The following is a 14,349-nucleotide window of genomic DNA, read 5'->3' as shown; positions in this document are numbered from 1 at the left end:
GTGCGATAGTCGAAAATTATTGGTGCGCCGCGCAACAAAGGCGCTAAAATCACGTGGATTTGCACATTGTGCACTCGGCTCTTTCGTTTTTTTATCGCTAATGGGGTCTCGCATGGCTGAAGCCGTCAAACAAGCCAGGCCGGAGTTCCGGAATATCGGTATCGGGCAACTCGCACGGTACCGGTTGCCCTGGGCCGGCAAGGTATCCATCCTGCATCGCGTCAGCGGTGCGCTGCTGTTCCTCCTCCTTCCTTTCATCCTCTACCTCTTCGAGCAGAGCGTCACTTCCGAACTGAGCTTCGCAAAGTTCTCGGCCCTTCTGTCCGGTGGCTTCGTCAAGCTGGTTCTGCTGGTTCTGATCTGGGGCTATCTGCATCATTTCTGCGCCGGTATCCGCTTCCTCCTGCTGGACATGCACGTCGGCGTGGACAAGCCGTCGTCGGCCAAGTCGGCCATCGCCGTGCTGATCGTCAGCCTGCTTCTGACCGTCGTGTTCGGTCTGAAGCTGTTCGGCGTGTTTTGAGGAGCATGCAAGGTGGCAAATAACAATATCGGTCCCAAGCGTCTGGTCGTCGGTGCCCACTACGGCATGAAGGAATGGCTGGTCCAGCGCGTGACCGCCGTGGTGATGGTGATCTACACCGTCGTGCTGGCGGTGGCATTCCTGTTGTCGAACGGTGCCTCGTATGAGGGCTGGGCGGGCCTGTTCGCCAATCAATGGATGAAGATCCTGACGTTCGTCACGATCCTGTCGCTGCTCTATCACGCCTGGATCGGCGTGCGCGACATCTGGATGGACTATGTGAAGCCGATGGCGGTTCGCCTCGTGCTGCAAGTTCTTACGATTCTGTGGCTCGTCGGTTGCGCGGGCTACGCTGCTCAGATTCTCTGGAGGGTGTAATTCATGGTCGCAGTCAAGACTGGATTGCCGCGTCGGCGCTTTGACGTGGTCATCGTCGGGGCGGGCGGCGCCGGGATGCGCGCATCCCTCCAGCTCGCGGAAGCCGGCCTGAACGTCGCCGTGCTCTCCAAGGTGTTCCCCACGCGCTCGCACACGGTGGCGGCGCAGGGCGGCATCGGTGCCTCGCTCGGCAACATGAGCGAGGACAACTGGCACTATCACTTCTACGACACGGTCAAGGGCTCGGACTGGCTGGGCGACCAGGACGCCATCGAGTTCATGTGCCGTGAAGCGCCGAAGGTGGTCTACGAGCTCGAACACTTCGGCATGCCGTTCGACCGCAACCCCGACGGCACGATCTACCAGCGCCCGTTCGGCGGCCACACCGCCAACTACGGCGAGAAGCCGGTGCAGCGCGCCTGCGCCGCGGCCGACCGTACCGGCCACGCGCTGCTGCACACGCTGTATCAGCGCAACGTCCGCGCCAAGACCCACTTCTTCGTCGAATGGATGGCGCTGGACCTGATCCGCGACCAGGACGGCGACGTGCTGGGCGTGACCGCGCTGGAAATGGAAACCGGCGAGGTCTACATCCTCGAAGCCAAGACCACGCTGTTCGCCACCGGCGGCGCGGGCCGTATCTACGCCGCGTCGACCAACGCCTTCATCAATACCGGTGACGGCCTGGGCATGGCGGCGCGCGCCGGCGTGCCGCTGGAAGACATGGAGTTCTGGCAGTTCCACCCGACCGGCGTGGCCGGCGCGGGCGTGCTGATCACCGAAGGCGTGCGCGGCGAAGGCGGCATCCTGCGCAACAAGGACGGCGAACGCTTCATGGAGCGCTACGCGCCGACGCTGAAGGACCTGGCGCCGCGCGACTTCGTCTCGCGCTCGATGGACCAGGAAATCAAGGAAGGCCGCGGCTGCGGTCCGAACGGCGATTACGTGCTGCTCGACCTGACCCACGTCGGCGCCGAGAAGATCATGAAGCGCCTGCCGTCGATCCGCGAGATCGGCCTGAAGTTCGCCAACGTCGACGCGATCAAGGAACCGATCCCGGTGGTGCCCACCATCCATTACCAGATGGGCGGCATTCCGACCAACTACTACGGCCAGGTGGTGGTGCCGAAGAACGGCAACCCCAACGAGGTCGTCAACGGCTTCTACGCGATCGGCGAATGCTCCTGCGTGTCGGTGCACGGCGCCAACCGCCTGGGCACCAACTCGCTGCTGGACCTGGTGGTGTTCGGCCGCGCCGCCGGCAACCACATCATCTCGACCGCGCTCAAGCAGAAGGAACACAAGCCGCTGCCGGCCGATGCCGCCGACCGCGCGCTGTCGCGCCTCGCGAAGCTGCAGTCGTCCTCGTCGGGCGAGTATGCGCAGGACGTCGCCAACGACATCCGCCGCAACATGCAGTCGCACGCCGGCGTGTTCCGCACGCAGAAGCTGATGGACGAAGGCGTGCAGCGCATCCTGGAAGTGGCCGAGCGCTCGGACAACATCCACCTGAAGGACAAGTCGAAGGTGTTCAACACCGCGCTGGTCGAGGCGCTTGAAGTGGCCAACCTGGTCGAAGTGGCCAAGGCCACGATGATCTCGGCGGCGGCCCGCAAGGAATCGCGCGGCGCCCACGCCCACAGCGACTTCCCGACCCGCGACGACGAGAACTGGCTCAAGCACTCGCTGTTCTACAGCGAAGGCAACCGTCTCGACTACAAGCCGGTCAAGATGCAGCCGCTGACGGTCGAAAGCGTTCCGCCCAAGGCCCGCACCTTCTAAGCACCGCGTAGGCGACTACAGACGACTACAGGACCCACAGAAATGAAGCGTATTTTCGAAGTCTACCGCTACGATCCGGACAAGGACGCGGCGCCCCGCATGCAGACCTACGAGGTCGAGCTCGACGGTCACGAGCGCATGCTGCTCGATGCCCTGGTCAAGCTCAAGAAGCTCGACGAGAGCATCTCGTTCCGCCGCTCCTGCCGCGAAGGCGTGTGCGGTTCGGACGCGATGAACATCAACGGCAAGAACGGCCTGGCCTGCCTGACCAATATGCGCGAGCTGCCGGACCGCATCGTGCTGCGTCCGCTGCCCGGTCTGCCCGTCGTGCGCGACCTGATCGTCGACATGACGCAGTTCTTCAAGCAGTACCACTCGATCAAGCCGTTCCTGATCAACGACGAGCCGCCGCCCGAGAAGGAGCGTCTGCAGTCGCCGGAAGAACGCGACGAGCTCGACGGCCTGTACGAGTGTATTCTGTGCGCGAGCTGCTCGACCTCGTGCCCGTCGTTCTGGTGGAACCCGGACAAGTTTGTCGGCCCGGCCGGCCTGCTGCAGGCCTACCGCTTCATCGCCGACAGCCGCGACCAGGCCACCAACCAGCGACTGGACGACCTGAACGACCCGTATCGCCTGTTCCGCTGCCACACCATCATGAACTGCGTGGATGTGTGCCCGAAGGGACTGAACCCGACCAAGGCGATCGGAAAGATTCGGGAATTGATGGTTCGCCGCGCGGTCTGAACCTGCTGGACCGGACGACGCTTCACGGCGTCGTCCGTGAAGGCCAAGCCATATGACGGATCACCCCACCACTTTCTCCCATCAGGCCGACCCGCACAGGCGGGCGCGACTGCGCTGGCGCGCGCGCCGCGGCCTGCTGGAGAACGACATCATCGTCGAACGTTTTTTCAACCGTTACGAGGAGAGCCTGTCCGACGAGGACGTGGCATCGCTGAGCGAGCTGCTCGAGCTCAGCGACAACGAGTTGATGGACCTGCTGCTTGCCCGCAAGGAGCTGGACGGTGAGCTCGACACGCCGCCGATGCGCAAGCTGCTAGCCCTGCTGCGCTCGGTGTGAGTTTGGTCAACACTATTATTCTTAGCATTTGAAGGAACCGACATGACGCCGTCCGATGTGAAAGCCACGCTATCGTTCTCCGATGGGTCCCCCAGCGTCGAGCTGCCGATCTACAAGGGTACCGTCGGCCCGGACGTGATCGACATCCGCAAGCTGTACGGCCAGACCGGCAAGTTCACCTACGACCCGGGTTTCATGTCGACGGCCTCCTGCAATTCCCGTATCACCTATATCGACGGTGACAAGGGCGAACTGCTGTACCGCGGCTATCCGATCGAGCAACTGGCCGAGAAGTGCGACTTCCTCGAAGTCTGCTACCTGCTGCTCAAGGGCGAACTGCCCAACGCCAAGCAGAAGGAAGAATTCGTCGGCCGCGTGATGAACCACACGATGGTTCACGAGCAGATGCAGTTCTTCATGCGCGGCTTCCGCCGCGACGCGCACCCGATGGCCGTGCTGACCGGCCTGGTGGGCGGCATGAGCGCGTTCTATCACGACGCGATGGACATCAACGATCCGCACCAGCGCGAAATCTCGGCGATCCGCCTGATCGCCAAGATGCCGACCCTGGTCGCGATGTCCTACAAGTACAACATCGGCCAGCCGTACATCTATCCGCAGAACGACCTGTCGTACACCGGCAACTTCATGCGCATGATGTTCGCCACGCCGTGCGCGCCGTTCCAGGTCAACCCGGTGCTCGAGCGCGCGCTGGACCGCATCTTCATCCTGCACGCCGACCACGAGCAGAACGCGTCGACCTCGACGGTGCGCCTGGCCGGTTCGTCGGGCACCAACCCGTTCGCGGCGATCGCCTCGGGCGTGGCCTGCCTGTGGGGCCCGGCTCACGGCGGCGCCAACGAGGCGGCGCTGAACATGCTGGAAGAGATCGGCAGCGTCGACAACATTGCCGAGTTCATCAAGCAGGTCAAGGACAAGAATTCGGGCGTGCGCCTGATGGGCTTCGGCCACCGCGTCTACAAGAACTACGACCCGCGCGCCAAGCTGATGCGCGAGACCTGCCACGAGGTGCTGAACGAGCTGGGTCTGCACAACGACCCGCTGTTCAAGCTGGCGATGGAGCTGGAAAAGATCGCGCTGGAAGACGAGTACTTCGTCAGCCGCAAGCTGTACCCGAATGTCGACTTCTACTCGGGCATCGTCCAGCGCGCGCTGGGCATCCCGACCTCGATGTTCACCTGCATCTTCGCGCTGGCCCGCACCGTGGGCTGGATCTCGCAGTGGGAAGAGATGATCACCGATCCGGAATACAAGATCGGCCGTCCGCGCCAGCTGTTCAACGGCGCCGCGACCCGCGACGTGCCGGACATGGGCAAGCGCTGATTTCCGCGCTTTCGCCTCGGCGTTCCGGAACGCCCCGTGCCCCAGGCATGGGGCGTTTTTCATTTCGCCAGGCATTTTGTCGCCGCTTCGTTTCCCTGCCGGCAGGGATTATCCCTACTCAAGCGCTTCTGCCGATGCGCCGTAATTCGATGCAGCAATCGGCTGCATCGGGCGGACGGTAAGAGAAGGGGTAATGACATGCTTGGGTCGCTGCGCGCGCGCATCGTGGGACTGTCCGTGGCGATCGTCGTCGTCGCGCTGGTCTGCAATGCCTTCGTCAACCATCTGGTCGCTTCGCGCTATAACGACGAGGCCATCCGCAACAATTTGCGCGCCGTGCAGGCAGGCCATGTCGAGGCCATCGCCGAATGGGTGTCCGCCCATACGGCCAGCATGGCGGCCATGCATGAAGCCGCGCTGCAGGACGATCCGGGGCCCGTGCTCAAGCTGATCGCGCAGGCCGGCGGGTTCCTGAACACCTTTGTCGGCTTTCCCGACAAGCGCCACCATTTCTCCAATCCCGAGAGCGTGAAGCCGGGCTTCGATCCGACCTCGCGGCCCTGGTTCAAGCTGGCTGCCGCGGCAGGCAAGCCGGTCGTCACGCCGCCCTATGTGTCGGCCAGTACCGGCAAGATGGTGGTGACGTTCGCCGTGCCGATCCTGCGCGACGGCAGCCTGCGGGCCGTGGTCGGCGGCAATGTGCCGATGGACGGCGTGGTCACCAATGTCCGTTCGATCCAGCCGACGCCGAGCAGCTTCGGCATCCTGGTGTCGCGCAATGGGCAGATCGTGGCGTACCGCGACGACAAGCTGATGCTCAAGCCCATCGGCGAACTGATTCCGGCGCTCGACGGCGACAAGCTTGCCGCGCAGCTGGGCGCCGACTCGCCGCTGGAAGTGACGGTCGGCGACGAGGTCAAGCTGCTGGGCGTGACGGCCATCCCCGGCACCGACTGGATGGCGGTGATAGCGCTGGACAAGGCGGAAGCCACCGCCGGCATGCGGTCCGTGCTGTTCGCCTCGGTGATCTCGCTGGTGGTGGTGGCGATCGCCGCCGCGCTGATCATGGCCGGTGTGACCGCAGTATCGTTCCGCCGCCTGTCGACCATTCGCGACGCGATGGTGGCCATCGGCAGCGGCGATGGCGACCTGACGCGCCGGCTGCCGGCGCAGGGCAACGACGAGGTGGCGCAGATCGCCGGCGCCTTCAATGCCTTCGCCGACAAGCTGGTGGGCGTGATGCGGCAGATCCGCGATGCCAGCGAATCGGTGCACGTGGCCGCCAATGAAATCGCCGCCGGCAATGCCGACCTGTCGCGCCGTACCGAATCGGCGGCCGCGAGCCTGGAGCAGACCGCCGCGTCGATGGAGCAGATCACCGCAACGGTCGGCCAGTCGGAGGCGTCGGCCCGCGCCGCCGAACGATCGTCGGTGCAGGCAAAACAGGTCGCCGACGAGGGCGGCGAAGCGATCAGCGCGGCCGTCCAGACCATGGGCGACGTGCAGCAGGCAGCGGTCAAGGTGTCCGACATCACCGGCGTGATCGACGGCATCGCGTTCCAGACCAATATCCTCGCGCTGAACGCGGCCGTGGAAGCGGCGCGTGCCGGCGAGCAGGGGCGGGGCTTCGCGGTGGTGGCCGGCGAGGTGCGGGCGCTGGCACAGCGCAGCTCGCAGGCGGCGCGGGAGATCAAGACCCTGATCGAGTCGACCGTCAGCAGCGTCAATGCCGGCTCCCAGCAGGTGGAGCGCAGCGGCGACACCATGCGCGAGATCGTCGGCAACGTGAACAGCGTGTCGCGGGTCATCTCGGAAATCCTGCATGCGGCGCAGGAGCAGACGCGCGGCATTCTCGAGGTCAATGTCGCGGTGGGGCAGCTGGACCAGATGGTGCAGCAGAACGCGGCGCTGGTGGAGCAGTCGACGGCCGCGGCGACGACGCTGCAGGACCAGGCCGGCAGGCTGGCCAGCGTGGTGCGGACGTTCCGGCTGGATTGAGGGTGGTGGATTGAGAGTGGATTGAGGGCAGGCACGGCAAGTCGGAGGGGGCTTCCCGAAGCCCCCGAAAACCCCGTTTTCGCCATCCGCGAAATCCCCCTTTCGCCAATCACATTACATCGCTTGCCGCCGCCAACCCTTGCGCCGCCGGGGTTTCCGGCATAATTCCCTCCGAAGTCAAGCAAACGCAGCCACGCAGCTCCGCGCTGCTCACGACGCTGCGAAGACCTCCTCCCCGCAACTTCTATCAGCGGTGCCGGCCCGCCCACGGCGAGGCTGTCGCCGCCCCCGCGACATGGCCAAGACGCTCTACGACAAACTCTGGGACGACCATACCGTGCACGTCGAGGAAGACGGCACCACGCTGCTCTATATCGATCGGCACCTGCTGCACGAGGTAACCAGTCCGCAGGCGTTCGAAGGGCTGAAGCTGGCCGAGCGGCCGGTGTGGCGCATCAGCGCGAACCTGGCGGTGTCGGACCACAACGTGCCGACCACCGACCGCAGCCACGGCATCGCCGACCCGATCTCGAAGCTGCAGGTCGACACGCTGGACGCCAACTGCGACGCCTACGGCATCACGCAGTTCAAGATGAACGATCACCGCCAGGGCATCGTGCACGTGATCGGACCGGAGCAGGGCGCGACGCTGCCCGGCATGACGGTGGTCTGCGGCGATTCGCACACCAGCACGCACGGCGCCTTCGGCGCGCTGGCGCACGGCATCGGCACCTCCGAGGTCGAGCACGTGCTGGCCACCCAGACGCTGCTGGGCAAGAAGGCGAAGAACATGCTGGTCAAGGTCGAGGGCAAGCTGCCGCGCGGCTGCACCGCCAAGGACATCGTGCTGGCCATCATCGGCAAGATCGGCACCGCGGGCGGCACCGGCTACACCATCGAGTTCGCCGGATCGGCGATCCGCGACCTCACCATGGAAGGGCGCATGACGGTCTGCAACATGGCGATCGAAGCGGGCGCGCGCGCCGGCCTGATCGCCGTCGACGACGTCACGCTCGAATACGTCAAGGGCCGTCCCTACGCGCCGCAGGGCGCCGAATGGGAGCAGGCGGTCGCCTACTGGCGCACGCTGCATTCGGACCCGGGCGCGCATTTCGACCGCGTGGTCGAGCTGCGTGCCGAGGAAGTGCGTCCGCAGGTCACCTGGGGCACCTCGCCCGAGATGGTGATCAGCATCGAGGACCGCATTCCCGATCCCGACAAGGAAAAGGACCCGACCCGCCGCAACGCGATCGAACGCGCGCTGCAGTACATGGGTCTGCAGCCGAACGTGCCGATCCAGGACGTGCGCATCGACAAGGTCTTCATCGGCTCGTGCACCAACAGCCGGATCGAGGACATGCGCGCCGCCGCCTGGGTGGTGCAGAAGCTGGGCCGCCGCATCGCCTCGAACGTCAAGCTGGCGATGGTGGTGCCGGGCTCGGGCCTGGTCAAGGAACAGGCCGAGCGCGAAGGGCTGGACAAGGTCTTCAAGGCCGCCGGCTTCGAATGGCGCGAGCCGGGCTGCTCGATGTGCCTGGCGATGAATGCCGACCGGCTCGAGCCGGGCGAGCGCTGCGCATCGACCTCGAACCGCAATTTCGAGGGCCGGCAGGGCGCCGGCGGCCGCACGCATCTGGTCAGCCCGGCGATGGCCGCCGCCGCCGCGATCGAAGGCCATTTTGTCGATATCCGCCAGCTCGGCTGACGCATCGCCGACCCCGGAACCAAGGACGAGACCATGGAAAAGTTCACTGTACACAAGGGCCTGGTGGCGCCGCTCGATCGCGCGAACGTCGATACCGACGCGATCATCCCGAAACAATTCCTCAAGTCGATTCAGCGCACCGGCTTCGGCCCGAACCTGTTCGACGAATGGCGCTATCTCGATGTCGGCCAGCCCGGCCAGGACAACAGCAAGCGCCCGCTGAACCCGGACTTCGTGCTGAACCAGCCGCGCTACCAGGGCGCGTCGATCCTGCTGGCGCGCGACAACTTCGGCTGCGGCAGCTCGCGCGAGCATGCGCCGTGGGCGCTGACGCAGTACGGCTTCCGCGCGGTGATCGCACCCAGCTTCGCCGACATCTTCTTCAACAACTGCTACAAGAACGGGCTGCTGCCGGTGGTGCTGACCGAGGCCCAGGTCGACCAGCTGTTCAACGAGACCAATGCGTTCAACGGCTACCAGCTGACCATCGACCTGGAGCGCCAGGCCGTGATCACGCCGTCGGGCACCGGCTTCGAGTTCGACATCGCGCCGTTCCGCAAGTACTGCATGCTGAACGGCTTCGACGATATCGGCCTGACGCTGCGCCACGCGGACAAGATCCGCGCCTTCGAGGCCGAGCGCGTGGCGAAGATGCCGTGGCTGAACAACCGGCTGGTCGGCTGACGCCGGCGTAGCACCCGCGCAGCGCGCGCCGAGCCGCGCGCGCATTGCACCGAACCGAAACGACAACAAGGCAAACACAGCATGAAGATCGCAGTCCTGCCGGGCGACGGCATCGGCCCCGAGATCGTCGAGCAGGCCGTCAAGGTCCTGAACGCGCTCGACGAGAAGTTCGAGATGGAAACCGCGCCGGTGGGCGGCGCCGGCTACGAGGCCAAGGGCCATCCGCTGCCCGAGGAGACGCTCAAGCTCGCCCAGCAGGCCGACGCGATCCTGTTCGGCGCGGTGGGCGACTGGAAGTACGACAGCCTGGAGCGCGCGCTGCGCCCCGAGCAGGCCATCCTGGGCTTGCGCAAGCATCTGCAGCTGTTCGCCAATTTCCGCCCGGCGATCTGCTATCCGGAGCTGACCGGCGCCTCGAGCCTGAAGCCCGAGCTGGTGGCGGGCCTGGACATCCTGATCGTGCGCGAGCTGAACGGCGACATTTACTTCGGCCAGCCGCGCGGCGTGCGCACGGCCACCGACGGGCTGTTCCCCGGGGCGCGCGAGGGTTTCGACACGATGCGCTACAGCGAGCCGGAAATCCGCCGCATCGCCCACGTGGCCTTCCAGGCCGCGGCCAAGCGCGGCAAGAAGCTGTGCAGCGTCGACAAGGCCAACGTGCTGGAGACCTTCCAGTTCTGGAAGGACATCGTGATCGAGGTCTCGAAGGAGTATCCGGACGTCGAGCTGTCGCACATGTACGTCGACAACGCCGCGATGCAGCTGATCAAGGCGCCCAAGAGCTTCGACGTGATCGTCACCGGCAACATGTTCGGCGACATCCTGTCGGACGAGGCGGCAATGCTGACGGGCTCGATCGGCATGCTGCCGTCGGCCTCGCTGGACGCCAACAACAAGGGCCTGTACGAGCCCTCGCACGGCTCGGCGCCGGACATCGCCGGCAAGGGCGTCGCCAACCCGCTGGCGACCATCCTGTCGGCCGCGATGATGCTGCGCTATTCGCTGAACAAGGCCGAGCAGGCCGATCGCATCGAGAACGCCGTCAAGACCGTGCTGGCCCAGGGCTACCGCACCGCGGACATCCTCACGCCGGGCTGCCGGCAGGTCGGCACCCGCGAGATGGGCGAGGCGGTGCTGGCGGCGCTGTAAGGGGGCTGGGCGCCCGTGCCCTCTCCCCCGGCCCTCTCCCCAGCCCTCTCCCGCAAGCGGGAGAGGGAGCATACCGGCGGCACCGGATCTTGCTGCGGGTTCTCTCCCCTCTCCCGCTCGCGGGAGAGGGGACGGGGGAGAGGGCAGCCCCCGACCCTGGCCACAGCCCCAGCCCAACCCCGCAAAATCGTGTAGACTGCGCCGATGCGCCCGAACCCCCGGTTCCTCCCGACTGACATCGCTTCGCCGACCGCCCTGCGCGCGACGGCCGGCGCGGGTGCGCGCGGCACCATCACCGCAACGACGATTAAAACCATTATTAAAACCACGATCTCCTAGATCGTTCGTCGTGCCTGCTCGTCTTCCCCGCGCAGCCACGCCGGGCGAGGAAAATGCGGGGAAGTTTTCAATCACATCCGAGGTTAGTCATGATTGTAGGTCTCGTCGGTTGGCGAGGAATGGTCGGCAGCGTGCTGATGCAACGCATGCAGGAAGAGCGCGACTTCGACCATATCGAGCCGGTTTTCTTCAGCACGTCCAACGCAGGCGGCAAGGCCCCGGCGATGGCGAAGAACGAAACCACGCTGCAGGACGCCAACGATATCGAGGCGCTCAAGCGCTGCGACGTCGTGCTGACCGCCCAGGGCGGCGACTACACCAACGAGGTCTTCCCCAGGCTGCGCGCCGCGGGTTGGAAGGGCTACTGGATCGACGCCGCCTCGTCGCTGCGGATGAAGGACGACGCGATCATCGTGCTCGATCCGGTCAACCAGGGTGTGATCAAGGACGCGCTGTCCAAGGGCGTCAAGAATTTCATCGGCGGCAACTGCACGGTCAGCTGCATGCTGATGGGCCTGGGCGGGCTGTTCCAGCACGACCTGGTCGAGTGGATGACCTCGATGACCTACCAGGCCGCCTCGGGTGGCGGCGCCCAGCACATGCGCGAGCTGCTGACCCAGTTCGGCACGCTGAACGCCGCGGTCAAGCCGCTGCTGGACGATCCGGCCTCGGCCATCCTCGAGATCGACCGCACCATCCTGTCGACCCAGCACGGCCTGTCCGCCGAGGAAACGAAGCAGTTCGGCGTGCCGCTGGCCGGCAACCTGATTCCGTGGATCGACAAGGATCTGGGCAACGGCGTGTCGCGCGAGGAATGGAAGGGCGGCGCCGAGACCAACAAGATTCTGGGCCGTGGCGACGGCTTCCTGGGTGCCACCGGCGCCGCGCCGATCGCGGTCGACGGCCTGTGCGTGCGCATCGGCGCGATGCGCTGCCACTCGCAGGCCCTGACCATCAAGCTGAGCCGCGACGTGCCGCTGGACGAGATCGAAGGCATGCTGGCCGCCCATAACCCGTGGGCCAAGGTCGTGCCGAACACCCGCGAAGCCAGCATGACCGACCTGACGCCGGCCGCCGTGACCGGCACGCTGACGATCCCGGTCGGCCGCCTGCGCAAGATGCAGATGGGCGGCGAGTATCTGTCGGCCTTCACGGTCGGCGATCAACTGCTGTGGGGCGCCGCCGAGCCGCTGCGCCGCATGCTGCGGATCCTGATCGAGAGCTGATCGCTTTCCGACCGGCCGACGTGGCGTTGCGGCGGGCCAACATGCAGGCCGCCGCCGCGCCACCCGCTGGCCCACGACGCCGCGCCGATGCGCGGCGTTGTCGTTTCCGGACATTGTCCTGTCGGGGTCTTGGGTCACAATACCGTGCTTTCGCGCGATCGCCCGTCGAACCCCCACCCCGCATGAGGTCCCTGTGAGCCACCATCGCCGCCTCCCTACGCCAGACCATCCGCACGGCGCGCACCGTGCGCGCCGCCCGCGCCGCCACGCGCTGGCGGCCGCCGCCCTCGGCGTGCTGCTGAGCCAGGCGCTGCTGCCGTCGGCGGCCCAGGCGGCGGCGCTCGGTTCGCTGCAGGTGCGCTCGGCGCAGGGTCAGCCGCTGCAGGCGGAGATCGAACTGCGCGATGTCGCGGCAGGAGAGGCCGAGCGCCTGACGCTGGCGTTGGCGTCGCCGCAGGCCTATGCCGCGGCGGGCCTGACCTACCCGGCGGGGGCCGAGGGGCTGCAGATCCAGCTGGCGCGCAATGCCGACGGCCGCCCGGTGGCGCGGCTGCGCTCGGCGCAGCCGGTGGGCGAGAACTTTATCGATCTGCTGCTCGAGCTGCGCGGGCCGGCCGGGACGGTGGGGACGGCCGGGACCGTCACGCGGGCCTACACCGTGCTGCTGGCCGCGCCGCCGGCCGATCCCGCCATCGCCGCGCAGCCCGACGCCGGCACGACGCCGCTGGTGCAGGCCGCCACACCGGAGCCAGCCGCGCCGGCGGCTGCTCCTGCCGTGCCGCCGCCGGCCGCCGCGGCCGCCGACTCGGTCGCGGACTCGGTCGCCAAGCCGGGCGCCAAGCCCGCCGCCAAGTCCGCAGCGAAGTCGCCCGGCATGGCTGGCGGCAGCTACACCGTGCGCCGCGGCGACCATCTGTACGGCATCGCGCGCGAGCTGGTACAGCAGCGCGACGCCATCTCGCTCGATCAAATGGTGGTGGCGCTGTACCGTGCCAATCGCGACGCCTTTATCGCCGGCAACATGAACCGGCTGAAGGCCGGCGCGGTGCTGTCGCTGCCGTCGGCGCAGCAGGCCGGCGCGATCGCCGGGCCGGAGGCGCGCCGCGAGGTCGTCGCGCATACCCGCGCCTTCGACGCCTATCGCAACCGCCTGGCCGATGCTGCGGCGGCGATGCAGGTGCAGCCGCAGAGCGGCCAGCAGCAGCGCGGCCAGATCACCGCGCGGGTGCGCGATGCCGCGGTGCCCGAGCAGGCGCGTGACGAGCTGAAACTGACCAAGCCCGAGGCCGGAACGATCGCGCCCAAGGGCACCACGACGGAGGCGGAAGTCGCCCGCGAACGGCAGTTGCGCGAGGCGGAGGAGCGTCTGTCGCAACTGCGCAAGAACGTCGGCGACATGCAGCGCCTGCTCGAGATGAAGAGCGCCGAGCTGGCAAGACTGGGGCCGGACGGGCAGCCGGGGCAGGGCGCCAGCGCCCCGGCCGTGGCGCCGGAGCCGGCCGCCGCGCCCGCGCCAGGCGCACAGCCGAACGCGGCGGCGCCAGCGCCGTCCGCAAGCGCATCGGCTGCCTCGGCTGCCGCCGCGACCCCGCTGCAGGCCTCGACGTCCTGGCTCGATACGCTGCTGCAGAGCCCGTGGACCTTGCCCGGCGGCGGGCTGGCGATCGCGCTGCTGGGCGGTTATGCGCTGTACCGCCGCCAGCGCCGGCCGCTGGCCGAAGAGCCGGGGGCGCAACCCGCCGGCGCCGACATCCTGGCCGGCGCACCGGTTGCATTGACCGGGCTGAGCCTGCCGCTCGACGCCTTCCCGGCGCCCCCTGGCGACCGGCCGATCGCCGCGCCGGCATCCGCCGCGCAGGCGTTCGCCGGGTCGGCGATCGAGGCCGACGCTGGCAATGACAGCGACGACGGTCACGACAGCCGCGGCGGCGACCCGGACACCGCCCGCGCCGCCGCCCCTGCGCCGCGTCCGCTGGCTTTCGACCTGGGCGGCATCTCGCTCGACCTCGATGCCGCTGATGCCGCTGATGCCGCTGATGCCGCCGATGCCGCCGAGAGGGGCGACCGGCCCCGCAAGAGCTCGCCTGATATCATGGCGCCCCCCGACAGTCGCCCCGACACGCCCCCGCGTCCATAAGCC

12 protein-coding genes are annotated in these 14,349 nt (G+C 67.0%); all 12 read left to right on the top strand.

Annotated elements, in window-relative coordinates; all coding sequences use genetic code 11:
• Nucleotides 1–112: 112 nt before the first annotated feature.
• Entirely contained in the window at nucleotides 113–523 is a 411-nt protein-coding gene (gene sdhC, locus HTY53_RS15695; protein WP_174107535.1) for a succinate dehydrogenase, cytochrome b556 subunit, read from the top strand.
• A gap of 66 nt (nucleotides 524–589) precedes the next feature.
• The gene (sdhD, locus tag HTY53_RS15690; RefSeq protein ID WP_052511249.1) at nucleotides 590–901 is read left to right on the top strand and encodes a succinate dehydrogenase, hydrophobic membrane anchor protein; all 312 of its coding nucleotides are present in this window, start codon (nucleotides 590–592) and stop codon (nucleotides 899–901) included.
• 3 nt (nucleotides 902–904) lie between these two features.
• Nucleotides 905–2,683, top strand: coding sequence for a succinate dehydrogenase flavoprotein subunit (gene sdhA / locus HTY53_RS15685; RefSeq protein WP_149316990.1), 1,779 nt, complete (start codon nucleotides 905–907; stop codon nucleotides 2,681–2,683).
• 42 nt (nucleotides 2,684–2,725) lie between these two features.
• Nucleotides 2,726–3,427, top strand: coding sequence for a succinate dehydrogenase iron-sulfur subunit (locus tag HTY53_RS15680; RefSeq protein WP_149316991.1), 702 nt, complete (start codon nucleotides 2,726–2,728; stop codon nucleotides 3,425–3,427).
• Nucleotides 3,428–3,479: 52 nt separating this feature from the next.
• The gene (locus tag HTY53_RS15675) at nucleotides 3,480–3,764 is read left to right on the top strand and encodes a succinate dehydrogenase assembly factor 2 (RefSeq protein WP_174107534.1); all 285 of its coding nucleotides are present in this window, start codon (nucleotides 3,480–3,482) and stop codon (nucleotides 3,762–3,764) included.
• 42 nt (nucleotides 3,765–3,806) lie between these two features.
• Entirely contained in the window at nucleotides 3,807–5,108 is a 1,302-nt protein-coding gene (gene gltA / locus HTY53_RS15670; RefSeq protein ID WP_174107533.1) for a citrate synthase, read from the top strand.
• Between the two features lie 198 nt (nucleotides 5,109–5,306).
• Nucleotides 5,307–7,106: a methyl-accepting chemotaxis protein gene (locus HTY53_RS15665; protein ID WP_174107532.1), complete on the top strand. Its 1,800-nt coding sequence runs from the start codon at nucleotides 5,307–5,309 to the stop codon at nucleotides 7,104–7,106.
• Nucleotides 7,107–7,401: 295 nt separating this feature from the next.
• On the top strand, nucleotides 7,402–8,811 hold the full coding sequence (leuC, locus tag HTY53_RS15660) for a 3-isopropylmalate dehydratase large subunit (protein ID WP_174107531.1): 1,410 nt from the start codon (nucleotides 7,402–7,404) through the stop codon (nucleotides 8,809–8,811).
• Nucleotides 8,812–8,844: 33 nt separating this feature from the next.
• A complete protein-coding gene (gene leuD / locus HTY53_RS15655) occupies nucleotides 8,845–9,495 on the top strand; it encodes a 3-isopropylmalate dehydratase small subunit (protein WP_174107530.1) in 651 nt (216 codons plus the stop codon).
• Nucleotides 9,496–9,576: 81 nt separating this feature from the next.
• Nucleotides 9,577–10,644 carry a 3-isopropylmalate dehydrogenase gene (gene leuB / locus HTY53_RS15650; RefSeq protein WP_174107529.1) on the top strand — a complete coding sequence of 356 codons (1,068 nt, stop codon included), beginning with the start codon at nucleotides 9,577–9,579 and terminating at the stop codon, nucleotides 10,642–10,644.
• Nucleotides 10,645–11,072: 428 nt separating this feature from the next.
• Nucleotides 11,073–12,209, top strand: coding sequence for an aspartate-semialdehyde dehydrogenase (gene asd, locus HTY53_RS15645; protein ID WP_174107528.1), 1,137 nt, complete (start codon nucleotides 11,073–11,075; stop codon nucleotides 12,207–12,209).
• A gap of 193 nt (nucleotides 12,210–12,402) precedes the next feature.
• The gene (locus tag HTY53_RS25065; RefSeq protein WP_174107527.1) at nucleotides 12,403–14,346 is read left to right on the top strand and encodes a type IV pilus assembly protein FimV; all 1,944 of its coding nucleotides are present in this window, start codon (nucleotides 12,403–12,405) and stop codon (nucleotides 14,344–14,346) included.
• The last annotated feature ends 3 nt before the right edge of the window (nucleotides 14,347–14,349 follow it).

Origin of the sequence: Cupriavidus gilardii (genome assembly GCF_013314895.1) — a bacterium.
GTDB classification, from domain to species: domain Bacteria; phylum Pseudomonadota; class Gammaproteobacteria; order Burkholderiales; family Burkholderiaceae; genus Cupriavidus; species Cupriavidus gilardii_C.
This window is presented reverse-complemented; position numbering and strand designations above follow the sequence as displayed.